13 protein-coding genes and 1 tRNA gene are annotated in these 12,712 nt (G+C 61.5%); 2 read left to right on the forward strand and 12 right to left on the reverse strand.

Annotation, left to right across the window (positions count from 1 at the left end):
- Positions 1 to 575: hypothetical protein (locus tag EB812_RS11705; RefSeq protein ID WP_207287378.1), on the forward strand; the 575-nt coding region annotated here is incomplete at its 5' end.
- A gap of 92 nt (positions 576 to 667) precedes the next feature.
- Here the strand turns inward: EB812_RS11705 and EB812_RS11365 are convergent.
- From EB812_RS11365 to EB812_RS11420, 12 genes are all read right to left on the reverse strand, one after another.
- A tRNA-Ala gene (locus EB812_RS11365) sits at positions 668 to 743 on the reverse strand.
- Positions 744 to 1,360: 617 nt separating this feature from the next.
- On the reverse strand, positions 1,361 to 2,566 hold the full coding sequence (locus EB812_RS11370) for an FprA family A-type flavoprotein (RefSeq protein WP_118230687.1): 1,206 nt from the start codon (positions 2,564 to 2,566) through the stop codon (positions 1,361 to 1,363).
- 184 nt (positions 2,567 to 2,750) lie between these two features.
- On the reverse strand, positions 2,751 to 2,888 hold the full coding sequence (locus tag EB812_RS11375) for a rubredoxin (RefSeq protein WP_118230688.1): 138 nt from the start codon (positions 2,886 to 2,888) through the stop codon (positions 2,751 to 2,753).
- A 28-nt stretch (positions 2,889 to 2,916) separates the two neighbouring features.
- Positions 2,917 to 3,297 carry a desulfoferrodoxin gene (locus tag EB812_RS11380; protein ID WP_092154296.1) on the reverse strand — a complete coding sequence of 127 codons (381 nt, stop codon included), beginning with the start codon at positions 3,295 to 3,297 and terminating at the stop codon, positions 2,917 to 2,919.
- A gap of 206 nt (positions 3,298 to 3,503) precedes the next feature.
- Positions 3,504 to 4,100: a 4Fe-4S dicluster domain-containing protein gene (locus EB812_RS11385; RefSeq protein WP_118230689.1), complete on the reverse strand. Its 597-nt coding sequence runs from the start codon at positions 4,098 to 4,100 to the stop codon at positions 3,504 to 3,506.
- On the reverse strand, positions 4,093 to 4,476 hold the full coding sequence (locus tag EB812_RS11390; protein WP_118230690.1) for a hydrogenase maturation nickel metallochaperone HypA/HybF: 384 nt from the start codon (positions 4,474 to 4,476) through the stop codon (positions 4,093 to 4,095). The genes EB812_RS11385 and EB812_RS11390 overlap by 8 nt, the downstream gene beginning before the upstream one ends.
- A gap of 3 nt (positions 4,477 to 4,479) precedes the next feature.
- A complete protein-coding gene (locus EB812_RS11395) occupies positions 4,480 to 5,565 on the reverse strand; it encodes a hydrogenase large subunit (RefSeq protein ID WP_118230691.1) in 1,086 nt (361 codons plus the stop codon).
- Positions 5,562 to 5,978 (reverse strand): NADH-quinone oxidoreductase subunit C, encoded by a 417-nt coding sequence (locus EB812_RS11400; protein WP_416241960.1) that lies wholly within the window; start codon positions 5,976 to 5,978, stop codon positions 5,562 to 5,564. The genes EB812_RS11395 and EB812_RS11400 overlap by 4 nt, the downstream gene beginning before the upstream one ends.
- Before the next feature lie 144 nt (positions 5,979 to 6,122).
- A complete protein-coding gene (locus EB812_RS11405; RefSeq protein ID WP_118230693.1) occupies positions 6,123 to 6,701 on the reverse strand; it encodes a 4Fe-4S binding protein in 579 nt (192 codons plus the stop codon).
- A gap of 2 nt (positions 6,702 to 6,703) precedes the next feature.
- Positions 6,704 to 7,153 carry an NADH-quinone oxidoreductase subunit B family protein gene (locus tag EB812_RS11410; RefSeq protein ID WP_118230694.1) on the reverse strand — a complete coding sequence of 150 codons (450 nt, stop codon included), beginning with the start codon at positions 7,151 to 7,153 and terminating at the stop codon, positions 6,704 to 6,706.
- 10 nt (positions 7,154 to 7,163) lie between these two features.
- Positions 7,164 to 8,135, reverse strand: a complete 972-nt coding sequence (locus EB812_RS11415) for a respiratory chain complex I subunit 1 family protein (RefSeq protein WP_118230695.1) — start codon at positions 8,133 to 8,135, stop codon at positions 7,164 to 7,166.
- A complete protein-coding gene (locus EB812_RS11420; protein WP_118230696.1) occupies positions 8,132 to 11,848 on the reverse strand; it encodes a complex I subunit 5 family protein in 3,717 nt (1,238 codons plus the stop codon). The genes EB812_RS11415 and EB812_RS11420 overlap by 4 nt, the downstream gene beginning before the upstream one ends.
- A 286-nt stretch (positions 11,849 to 12,134) precedes the next feature.
- Between EB812_RS11420 and EB812_RS11425 the strand changes: the two genes are divergently transcribed.
- On the forward strand, positions 12,135 to 12,479 hold the full coding sequence (locus EB812_RS11425; protein WP_165450942.1) for a hypothetical protein: 345 nt from the start codon (positions 12,135 to 12,137) through the stop codon (positions 12,477 to 12,479).
- Positions 12,480 to 12,712 lie beyond the last annotated feature (233 nt).

Below are 12,712 nucleotides of genomic sequence, written 5' to 3' on the forward strand. Positions count from 1 at the left end.
TCGGTCTCGGTCACGGGGATCCCATTCTCGGCCTGCTTCAAAATTCCCAAAATCTGGCTGTCAGAAAATCTGGACGCTTTCATGTAAAATCTCCGTTCGGGTCAGTATCGGAAATTCTACCCATAAACGCTACTTCTTTTTGGGAGGATTACCCTGGATATTCACGGTTTAAGAAAGCTAACCCTAATTTTGATTTATATGAGAATTTGGGGGCCCCAAAATTTGCTGGGTGGATTTTTAATGGATTCGATACGCGCGGTGGTAATTATGTCCGGGCTGATTCTATCCATAAAGACCATATTCAGACGCAAATTGATGCGCGTTTTATAAATAATCCTAAAATTGAAAAAGCATCTAATCTCACAGATTCTTTCATTGGTGATATTGAAGACATGAATGTACTTGTTCAAAATAGTATCTGGCAATCAGTCCCAGTGTCACAATTGGGGAATTTCCGTCCTCTAAAAAATCTACAAGACAAAGGGAACTGGGCGAGTAACCAAAAAGAGCAAATAATGACGCTGGGTAACAAATTCTTGGCTGCAGCTGATCGTGTGATCGCGATATGTAAATAGGGAATTTCAGATTTGCTTTCAGGCGAGTTGGCCTTACCAAACACGCAAAAACCCCCCGACCATTTTTCAATGATCGGGGGTTTTAAGAAATCTGGTGGAGCTGGACAGAATTGAACTGACGGCCTCTTGAATGCCATTCAAGCGCTCTCCCAACTGAGCTACAGCCCCTCGGCGAAAGAAACAATGCCCAAAACAAGCCCCTCTGTCAACAAATTTTTGCAATTTTTTTTTGTTTTCTCATGAGGGGCAGGAGGTTGGGGCATTTTCCCGCCTTGTAGGCCGTTTTCCGGCAGGGCGGCAAAAGTCTGCACAGGGCATGAAAGCCCGCCGGGCAGTCGCGGCAACCTTTGCTCAGGCCCATCCATCGGGGCACGCCGTCTGCCGTGCGTGGCACGCACAACCTCACCAGCCTTTTGGGGGGGCGTGTCAGATTTTTTGCACATTGTGCAGCCGCCAAGCGTTTGCGGCCTGGGCCTCAAGGCGTTGCCGCGGGGCAACCGGACAGACGGTCCGCGCCCTTTGGGGCAGGTCTAAAAAGGGTCACGCCCTGTCTGGAGCATTGCAACGTTGAGAATATCCATTTTCAAAAATTTTACTCCGCTCGCCTCGGCGGTTAACAGCACAAAGGCATTGCGTTTATGTCTGCGTGGCGGGCGTTTGCGCACGCAGCGGCCAGAGCAGTTTCGCAGTGAAATTGTTCTGAAAAAGCGGCCGGAAACCACAGTTTCCGACCGCTTTTACGCCGGTGCCCGGCGTTTTGGCGCTGTGACAACCGTACCGGGCGGTTAGCCCTGGCACTTCTTTTTGAGCGCTTCGGCCACGTCCTTGCCCAGTTGGTGGCAAGCGGCCAGGGCTTCGTGGTTGGGCCGCCACATGCATTTGACGGCTTCGCAGGGCATTTCCATATTCATGGAAGCCAGCTGCTCCTGCAGGAATTTGGGGCCTTCGCCGGACCAGCCGTAGGAGCCGAAAGCGCCGCCGATGCGGTTTTGTGGGCGCAGGCCCTTCATGTAGGTGAGCTGGGCGGCCACCAGGGGCAGCACGGTATTGTTGTGGGTGGGCGAGGCCGCCAGCACCGCGCCGCAGTCGGCCAGTTCGGTCATGACGGCGCTGTGGTGGTTGTGCTTCACGGACATGAGGCGCACGGGCACGCCGGCTTCTTCCAGGCCGCTGCCCACGGAATAGGCCATGGTTTCCGTAGACTGCCACATGGTGTCGTAAAAAATAAGCGCGCGCTGCTGGGGCTTCTGCTCGGCCATGGTGCGGTACATGTCAATGATGGCGCGCACGGCTTCGGGCCCGCGGTGGATGAGGCCGTGGTCCGGGGCGATCATGTCCACATCCAGCTTTTCCACAATGGGCAGGGTTTTGAGGGTCATGGGGGAGTAAGGCAGCACGATGTTGTAGTAGTATTCCTTCACGCGCCGCCAAAATTCGCCCATGTCGCCGAATTCGTCCACAAAACGGGCGGAGCTGGCGATGTTCTGGCCGAAGATGTCGTTGCTCACCAGCAGTTTTTCTTCAGGGATATAGGAAACCATGCTGTCCGGCCAGTGCAGCATACGGGTTTCCTGAAAGACCACGCTGCGCTTGCCCAGGCTGATGCGGTCGCCGGTTTTAACGGCCTGCACGGGCCAGTCCTTGGCGTTAAAGTAGCCGGCCAAGGATTTGAGACCCGTCTGGGAAACAAAGATTTTTTCGGGCTTGCAGCGTTCCACCAGGATTTCCAGCGAACCGGAGTGGTCCAGCTCCAGGTGGTTGCAGATAATGTAGTCCACCTTCTGCGGCTCCAGCACCTGGGCCATGCGGCAGAGCAGGGTGCCGTGGCAGCCGGGGGCAACGGTGTCCAGCAGGGCGTTTTTTTCGTCCTTGATAAGGTAGGCATTGTAGGTGGAACCGTCGGGCGAACGGGAATAGCCGTGAAAATCCCGATGGTCGTAGTCCACAAAACCTACCCAGTAAATGTCTTTTTTAATCTCAACAGGTTGCATGTACCATCCTCCGGTATGATTGCGGTGCGAAAAAAAACCCGCCAAGCCGCAAGGGCAGGGCGGGGGAAATGCCGGGCGGCGGAACGGCCCTGCGCGCCGCGCAGGGCAAGGCGCATAAAACCCGATTGCGCCGCCCCGCCAAAGCAGGGCGACGCCATGCCGCACAGTGCGGGCTTATAAAAAACTAGGCCGGGTTGAACTGATCTTTACCCACGCCGCACACGGGGCAGCACCAGTCATCGGGCAGATCTTCAAAGGCCACGTTGTCGTTTTCGGCCGGGTCGTACTCGTAACCACAGACACTGCAAACATACTTCTGCATGGGGATTCTCCTTCAAGCGCGCTCAGGCTCAGTTTTCGGCCTTCCAATGGCCGTGCAGGTTGCAGAACTCGCGGGCGGTCACCTTGGCGGCGTCGATGGCAAAGAAAGCCTCGGGCGCGTCGCCGGGGTTGAGAAACTTGGTGTAGCTGCGGCCGTCGGCCAGCAGTTCGATCCATTCGATCCAGTGCTTTTCTTCCATAGGATGGGGCACGCTGCCCACCTTCACCTTATAGCCGCCGTCCACTTTTTCAATAACGGGCACATGCTTTTCCAGGGCGCCGTCAGTGGCGCCCTCTTTCATCAGCTTCATGGGCTCGCCACAGCAAACGATGTCGGCGCCGCCGCCGTGGAGCACTTCAACAATGTTGCCGCAGTGAACGCACTTATACACTTCCAGATGCTTGGGCATGGTTTCCCTCACTTTTTTGGGGCCGCACGGGCCTGGTTGGGATGCCTTCGGCGGGGACAGAGGCCCGCCGGGGCCTCGTCCGCCGAAAAACATTGTGTATAAAGTGGCGGGCGTTGTAAAGCCCTTTTTAAAGATATCAGTAACTATTTTTAAAAATAGCTCTACCGCAAACCCGCAATATGCGGCAAGCCATAACGATGCCTGGGCTATTCTGCAGGTGTCGCAGGCTGTGCCTTTGTGGGCGCTGCACTTGCGGGCTTGACGGCCTTGACCGGGGTGGGGGCCTCCACAACGGTGCCGTCGGCCAGCACCAGGGCCAGGGCGTGGGCCGGACAGGCCTCCATGCAGGCCGTAATCTTCTTGCCGTTTTCCATGCGCCAGGCCCGGCACATGTCACAGCGCACGGCCACCTCGCGGCGGGAGCGCTGGGCCAGGGTTTCGCCGCCATCGGCGTCCACGTCGGGCATGCCGATGGTGTCCATGCTGATGGTGCCGTAGGGGCAGGCGGCGATGCACATTTTGCAGGCCAGGCAGTACTGCACGCGCATGATGATGCGGCCTTCGGCGTCCTGCTGCAGGGCGCCTGCCGGGCAGACGTTGACGCAGGGCGCGGGGTTGCACTGGTGGCAGCGCACGGTGGTTTTGAAGCCTTCTGCCTTGACCACCTGCACGCGGGCCACCATTTCGTCGCGGTGCTTCATGGCCTCTTTGAAGGAAATGCCGTGGTGGGCGGCAATGCAGGCCACCTCACAGCGACGGCAGGCGCGGCATTTGTCGGGTATGACCTGGATGTGTTCAGTCATGGTCCGGTTCCTCGGCGGCGACGTGCAGGGCCAGGAGGGTCAGTCCGTGGCCGCCGTCGCAATGGATGTTTTCGCCACCGCAACGGGGGCAGGTAAAGCGCCGTTGCGTCAGGGTAAAGTCGTGGCCGCAGGTCTGGCAGCGGCAGGGCAGGGGGGCGGTTTCCAGCACCAGTCGTGCCCCGGCCGCCGGGGTATCTTCAGTAAACAGTTCGAAGCAGGCGGTCAGGGTCTGCGGTTCCACACAACTGAGCAGGCCCAGCTGGCAGCGCACCTCTTCCACGCGGGTGACGGGCGCTTCAGGGTGGGCGGCGTTGTGTTCCCGCACAGCGGTGAGGCACATATCCAGCAGCCCCTGTACCAGACTGGCTTCGTGCATGGCTCAGCGTTCCGTGCAGGAAACGCAGGGGTCAATGCTGTTGGTGATCAGGGCTACATCGGCCACCTTGCAGTCGCGCATCATCACGCCCAGAGCCTCCCAGTTCATATAGGAGGGCACGCGCCACTTGAGACGGGCGGGGATGTCCGTTTCATTGGTGCGGATGTAGTAAAACACCTCGCCGCGCGGGGCCTCGGTGCGGGCGCAGGCCTCGGCCGTGCGGATCTGACGCAAGGGAGCGGTCAGCGGGCCTTGTGGCAGGCGCTCGATGCACTGGCGGATAAGGGAGAACGACTGGAATATTTCGTGCAGGCGCACCATGGTGCGGGCGTGGATGCAGCAGTCTTCCCGCACCACAGATTTAAAGTCCAGCTCGCCGTAGGCGGCGTAGGGAGAATCCTTACGCACGTCGATGTGCACGCCGGAACCCCGGGCCACCGGGCCCACCACGCCCAGGCGCAGGGCGTCTGCTTTGGGCAGCAGCCCAAGGCCCCTGGTCCTGGCCAGCACCAGGCTGTTGGTGTTGAAAATCTCGCAGATTTGCTCCACCTGGGGTTCGATTTTGTCCACTGTTTTGCGCATATAGTCCAACAATTCCCTGTCCACATCGTACTTGACCCCCCCAATGCAGTTGGCGGCGAGATTCATGCGGTTGCCGTAGACTGTCTCTTTCAGGTCCTGCATCATTTCACGCACTTCCATGACGTGCATGAACAGGGATTTGAAGCCGATGATGTGGGCCTGGATGGCGGTGTTGAAGAGGTGGGAGGCCGTGCGCTTGATTTCTTCGGCCAGCACGCGCAGATAGCGCGCCCTGGGGGGAATGGTGATGCCCAGCACATTTTCCACGGCCATGCAGTAGGTGAAGGAATGGCTGTTGGAGCAAAGAGAGCAGACCCGCTCGGTGAGCGTCACGTTTTTGATCAGGTTGCGCTGGCTGGCCAGGGCTTCCATGCCGCGGTGCACATGGCCGGAGGTCAGCTCTACGTGACGCACGGTTTCGCCTTCTACGGTCAGGCGGAAGTAGACGGGTTCCTCTAAGGCCACATGCACGGGGCCCAGAGGCATATCAAAGGTGCTGGTGCTCATGAGCGGGCCCCTTTTTCTTTGAGGATGCGTTCCCAGAGGTCTGTGGTGCAGGCCCCGTTCATCATGATGGACAGGGGCACGGCCTCGTTGAGGATGCCGGCGTCCAGCTCTTCGTCCAGGAACAGGCGGCGCGGATTGGGGTGGCCGGTCACGCTGATGCCGTAGAGCTCCATCATTTCTCGTTCGTGCCAGTCGGCATTGGCAAAGAGGGGCGTGATGGAAGGCACGGTGGGCCATTCGCCGTTGAGGGTCACGGTAAGGTTGTAGATGACGCCTTCCAGCTCAAAGTGGTAGCACACTTCCTGCATGGGTTCGCTCAGCTGGCGGCGGTTGTAGGCAGTGGTCATGCACAGGCGCGCGCCGGCGTCGCGCAGCAGGCCGGCGGCCTCCGGCAGGGTGCGCGGCGTGCCCAGTCGGAACCAGTGGAAGGCGTTGCCGAAGCTGTCGGCACTGTGGTGGACGGCGTCCGCCTCCGGGCACAGGGCGCTGAGGCCCTCAATGACGGCGGCGTTGCCCTTGATGATTTCTTGCATAACGTTCTCCGCGGGGCGGGCCCGCTAATCCTTGGTGGGGGCGGCCGAAGTGACGGGCGAATCCGGCGCGGCGGCGGCGTGCTGCGGCAGCAGGCAGGCGTTGCGCTTGGCGTCTTCAATCTGCCGGCATTTGGGGCAGAGGTGGCGCGTCAGTTCGTGGTCGATTTCGCTGTTATGGGCATAGAGGCGCTCGGCCAGTTTTTTGGGCAGGGGCCGCATGAGCGCGCCGCAGTGGGCGCAGGGCTCGTATTTGATGGTATGCTGCTCCAGCCGACGGAATTTTTCTTCCTCCGGGTGGGCCGAATGCCAGTCGTTGGTGATGCTCATGGCCCCGGTGGGGCAGTAATGGCGGCACGAGGCGCACAGACAGCAGGAGTTCTGCCAGATGGTGATGGTAAAGCCGGTGCCGTCGGGCAGCTGCGTGATGTTGATGGCCCCGGCAGCGCAGTAGTGACGGCAGGTGCCGCAGCCCATACAGAGGTCTGGGTCTACCCGCGCCCGGCCGCGCAGGCGCGCCGGAGTGAAGGTTTCGCCAAAAGGAAAGGGATCGGTGCTGGGGCCTTCCAGCAGGTTGTGGAAGAGCACTTTCAGAAAGCCCGCCATAACTATGCCTCCAGACCCAGTTTTTTCATCCAGATGGCCCTGGCCTGCACCACGCCCTCCAGAATGGCCTGGGGCCGCGGCGGACAGCCCGGCACATTGACGTCCACGGGGATGTAGCGGTCAATGGGGCCTTCAATGGAATACCCCTCGCGAAAGACCCCGCCCGAAATGGGGCAGATGCCCACGGCCACGGTGACCTTGGGTTCCGGAATTTCATTCCAGACCCGCAGCACCTTGTCGCGTACCCGCGTGGTCAGCGGGCCGGTGATAAGCACAATATCCGCGTGGCGGGGGCTGCCGCAGTAGCGGCAACCCAGGCGTTCCACGTCATAGCGCGGAATGCACGCTGTCGTGGCCAGCTCCACGTCGCAGCCGTTGCACGAACCCGCATTGATGCGGAACAGCCACGGCGAGCGCACCGAAAGTTTTTTGAGCAGATTGTCCAGGGACACGGGGGCCTCCTTACAGTACCCAGACCAGGACGAGGCTCAGCAGGGCCAGGCCCGTGGGCACCGTCACATAGAAGCGGAAGGCCTGGTCGATGCGCAAGCGCCCCATGGCCGACTTGACCAGCGTGAGCGACAGCAGCATGAGCGCCAGACACTTGAGCAGGAACCAGAGCAGGTTCACTGGCCACAAGTCAGATATAGTGCCGGGAAAGAAAAGCGCCACCCCCAGCCCCAGCACCACAAAGGTCTTGAGGGCCGAGGTGATCTGAAACAGCGCCAGCAGCGGGCCGCCGTATTCCAGCAGCGGTCCTTCGATGATTTCCGTTTCCGCTTCCGGAATGTCAAAGGGGGCCACGCCCATGGTGCCGGGCAGAAAGATGAGGTAAGCGAACAAAGCCGGCACCATGGCGGGGTTGAAGCCCAGAGATCCGGCCTCCTGCTGCCAGGCCACAATGCGCAAGAGCGAAAATTCCGCCCCCCAGGCCCCGCCGTGCAGGGCTTTGCCCACCAGCATGGCTACGGAAAGCAAAATCATAAGCAAGGGTGTTTCATAGGCCAGCATAAGCAGCATTTCGCGCGAGAAGCCCACGGCCCCAAAGGGCGAGCTGGAGGCGGAGCCGCCCAGCATAAGGGCCATGGCCGGAATGGGCAGCAGGTAGAAGAGCACCAGCAGGTCGCCCATGTTGTAGAGCCCGGAGTACACCCCCGGTACGGGGATGAAGGCCGCGCACACGGCCATGCCCGTAAAGCCGAACACCGGGGCCATAAGAAAGGCCGGGCGGCAGGCCGTCTTGGGGATAAGCGTTTCCTTGGTCAGCAGTTTGGCGATGTCCAGCCAGGGCTGGGTCAAGGGCGGCCCCACCCGGCGCTGCAGGCGGGCCTCCACCCGGCGGTCCAGTCCTTTGAAGAACATGGCCACCAGCAGGGCGAACACCCCACCGGGAAACAGGCACATATGCACAATGGCAAGCAGGGTGTCGCTCATGAGCGGTTCTCCTTGGCGGGCTTGTGGCCGCCCAGCAGGCGGGGCAGGCCGCCGTAGATGCTGGAAGGCGTCATGCGGGTGGCGGCCGTTTCCGGCGGCATGCCGCAGGTGTGCACGTCAATTTCACGCAGGCGGGTAAAGCGCAGTACAAACCAGCGCCCGCCCAGAAAGGCCAGGGCCGCCATGACGCAGAGGCCTGTGGCGTTCCACGCGCCCGGTCCGGAAAGTATGCCCGAAAGTCCCACATGGAGCGGCGCAAGCCCGTATTCCGCTAAAATGGCGTTGATGGGGTAGAGCGCCAAGCCGGGGAATACGCCCGTGAGCACGCAGCCCGCGGCCAGAATGCCCATGGGCACGCGCATGATGCGCGGCGCTTCCTCAATGTGCTCCAGGTCCGGGGCAGGCTGCCCCAGAAAGGCCGCGTGCAGGAATTTGGCCACATAGGCCAGAGTCAGCACGCTGCCCACCAGCGAGAGCAACGCCAGGAAGGGCTGGCCCGCGTTCATGAGAGCATGGTAGATGAGCCATTTGGACGAAAAGCCGCTGGTGGGCGGCACGCCGACCAGCGAAAGCCCGGCAATGGCGAACATGGCCAGGGTAAAGGGCATTTTGCGGCCCAGGCCGCCCAGATCGTCCAGGGTTTCCCTGTGGCTGGCGAACATGACCGCGCCGCAGACCAGAAAAAGCAGGTCTTTGAAGAAGACGTGGTTGACCACGTGCAGCATGCCGCCCGCGTAACCCAGGGCGCCGCCCGCGGCCACGGCCAGCACCATGTAGCCCAGCTGGCTCACCGTGGAGTAGATGAACATGAGCTTGATGCCACTGGTGCGCAGGGCCTGCAGCGCCGCCATGATGATGGTAACGCCGCCTATCCACATGACCACGGTGCTGATGGCGCTTTGCGTAAAGCCGGAAAGCAGCCCGGCCAGGGCAAAGCCGCCGCCCAGCAGCATGAAGAGCTTGATCAGGCCGAGGATGGCGCTCTTCAGCAGCACGGAGGAAATGTAGCCGGAAACGGGCGTGGGCGCGAGGGCCGGGTGCATCTGCCAGTCAATGCGGAAGGGCAGCTGCGCCGCCTTGAGCACAAAACCCGCTGCCAGCAGGGCCATGCCCAGTCCAACGGCGAAAGGCGGCAGGTTGGGCACGTTGCCCGTAAGCAGGCTGGCGTTGAAAGGCGTGGCCGGGCCCAGCACGCAGAGGCCTACGAACAGAAAGCCCGCGCCGAAGACGTTGAAGCTGAAGTATTTGAAGGCCTCGCGCAACGAGGCTTTGTCCCCTTCGTGGGCGATGGCCAGGTAGAGCGTCCAGGAGCTCATAATTTCCCAGAACAGGAAGAAGCTCAGTAAGTACTGACTGGCGGCCATGCCCATGAGACCGCCACACATGCAGGTAAACGCGCAGTAGAAGCGCCACTGCCGGTGGCTGTGTTCCATGTAGCCCAGGGCGTAAACCATGTTCAGCGCGCCCAGCAGGGGCACCAGCAGGGCAAAGCAGAAGGAGAGGGTGTCCAGCTGGCGGCCGAACACGACCACCAGCAGGGCGCTCAGCAGCAGCACGCCCGCGCTGGCCTTGCCGGCCTTGATGCGGTCGCGCCGGAACAGGGCGGGCAGGGCCGCGCCAAACACGGGCACCAGCACATATACGGGCCAGGAAACCCGCATGGCCAGCAGCGCGGCGGGGTCGCCCGCCTGGGGCGCAAAAATCAGGGAGGCCACAGGGGCCACCAGTTGGGCGGGCAGCTGCGGGGCCAGACCCAGCAGCAGACTCGTGCCCGCCAGGGTGATCAGAGCGATCTGGATGCTGCGCGGGGCCTCAGTTACGGTGGGCAGGTGGGCGGGGCGCTCCTCAAAGACCAGGGTTTTGAGAATGCGCGTATAGTAGATGAGCCCCACCAGGGATCCGGCCAGAATGAGCACGGCCAGCCAGACGTGGCCGGAAGACACTGCCGCCTGAATCATCAGGTATTTGCTGTAGAAGGCCCCGAAGGGCGGCAGCCCCATGACGCTGATCAGCCCCACGCCCATACAGGCCACGGTGATGGGCATCTGCGCGCCCAGGCCGCGCAGGTCCGTCAGTTTGCGGCTGCCGGCCCGCAGGATAAGCGCGCCGGCTCCAAGAAAGAGCAGGTCCTTCATGACCGCATGGTTGAGCATGTGCCAGAGCGCACCCGTGGTGGCGAGCCAGGTGCCCAAGCCCAGGGTCAGGGTGATTTCACCGATCTGCCCCAGGGTGGAGTAGGCCAGCATGCGTTTGATGTCGTCCTGGTACAGGGCCATAATTTCGCCGTAGACCAGGGTGGCCGCGCCCAGGGCCACCAGCCCTGTGCCCAGCCAGGAAAAGCCCATAAGACCGGGCATGCTCAGCGCGCCGGGCTGTACAAAGAGCACAGCCACAATGCCGAACACGCCCATCTTGGTGATCACGCCCGAAAGCGGACCGGAAACGGATGAGGGCGCAGCGGGGTGGGCGTCGGGCAGCCAGGAGTGCAGGGGCACCAGACCGGCCTTGACGCCGAAGCCCGCCAGGCAGAGCAGCAGCGCGCCCTTGAGCAGGGCCGGAGAAAGGCCCTGCCCCAGCAGCAGCAGACCGGGCAGCATGAGCAGCGCGCCGCCCGCGCACATAACATAGTATTTGACGCCGGCGTCGTGCGCCGCGCGAGTGTCTTCGTGCACCACCAGAAAATAGGAGGCAAAGGTCATCAGCTCCCAGTAGCCGTACATGCCGGTCACGTCGGAGGAGGAGACGATGCCCGCCAGAGAGGCGAAGGTCAGTAGCAGGAAGAACCAATAGCGGCCCTGGTGCGCGCCGTGGATATAGCCCAGGGAGTATACGGCTACCACCAGGCCTATGCCGCAGAGCATGAGCAGAAACAGTTTTGCCGTGGGCGGGGCGGGCACGGCCAGCACCGCGGCCAGGGCCAGGGCGGCGAAGGCCGCGCCGGCCTTGGAGGCCCAGGGCAGCCGGGCCAGAAAAGCCAGGCCGGTGAGGAAGGCGCCCAGATAATAACACCAGTAGGCCGGATGCACGGCGCTGTGCGGGGCCGCAAAGCCGCCGGAGGCCAGGAGGTCCGTCAGAGGGCCGCGCCCAAGGCCCAGCAGGGCCACGGCACAGGCCAACAGCAGCGTCGTCAGACCGCCGGCGCGTGGCGCACCTGTGCCGGGCGTGGTTTCGGGCGCGGGTTCCAGCACCGTTACGCGCACGGCCGTCACATACAGCCAGATAAAGACCGTGGTGGTGAGGGCCGCCGCCAGCAGGACAGGCAGGCCGCCGGGCAGGTTGTTCAGCACGCCGGCCGTTATGAAGGCGCGGGCTTCCGGCATAAGGAAGGGCGAGCCGCCCACGGCGGCCAGCAGGCCCAGGGCAAAGGCCGCGCCTGTCCAGGGTCTGCGCGCGCCCACGCCGCGCAGGTCTTCCAGGCGCAGGGGCGCGGCGGCGTCGGCCCGGACGGCCCCGTCCTGCAGACGGCGCAAGGACGTCCAGGCCAGCAGGCGTGAGGCCAGCTGGAAAAGGACAAACAGCCAGAGGCCCGTGCGCGCGGCCCCGCCGCCGGCCGCAAGGGCCAGACAGGCCAGGGCCGTATCGTGCAGCGCGCCCCAAAGAATGAGGCGGCGCGGCAGGTCACGCTGGCGCACGGCCTGCGCCGTGGCCCAGAGCATGAGGGCCGTGGCCGCCAAAAGCGGTAGCAGGCCGACCGTAAACAAGGATGCAGTCATACGTTTGCCCCGTGGGTTGCGGGTCTGTGGGCGTCGGCCCGGCACAGCCGGGCGGCGTTAACCTTATGGTATAGCAAGCATACCGTTTAGTGAAAAAAGTTACGAAGTTTCTGTGCCTGCCTTAGCGTAGATTGCCGCACGTTGCAAGTGCGCAGTTTATCAAAATGTAACGCAATTATATGATTATTACGCCGTTGCCCGGCCAATGGGGGCGGAAAAAACTTTGCTGCGGGGCTGTCCGGGCCCTCCTGTATGCACCCCTTACTGTGTAACAGGGTAAAAATGTTTGGTCGTACAGTCAATGGGCGATGTGGCGCTGGAGGTATGGCAGAAAATTTTTGAAATGGAAGGATATGAGGATATTGTCTACATGCTCGGCCAAGCAGTGGGGGCGACGGAGGAAAGGCGTCGTATCTTTGGGCGGCGTTGGGCGGCGTTGCAGTTGGATAAAGATATTGGAGAAAATTCTAACAAGCCTTCGCCGCCCCGGCCCGCCTCCCCACAGAGAAAAATTTTTGTAGGGAGGCGGGCCGGGCGCAGTTTTTTCCAGAGAGGCCGCGTTGCGGATGTTGCCGCAGAAAGACGGACAGCGGGCGCGCGCCTAGAGCAGTTAGCGAATGAAATGAGCTAACTGCTCTGCAAGGATTTTCTTGAAAATCCTTGCCACGAAATGCGAGAAGGCAGGCTTTTGCCTGCCGTAAGCGAGCATTTCAAGTGTTAAATGCTCTAGGTGTAGTGTTTCAATAGGTTGTTCACCCTCCCCAAATCGGTAAAGCTGGAGTTAACAGACAACAGCAAACCGAGAGGGGGAAAGGGTGAACAGCCATAAGAATGCCAAACTGACGGTTCGTAGTCGAGAAGAAA

Source organism: Desulfovibrio legallii (assembly GCF_004309735.1).
Lineage (GTDB): Bacteria > Desulfobacterota > Desulfovibrionia > Desulfovibrionales > Desulfovibrionaceae > Desulfovibrio > Desulfovibrio legallii.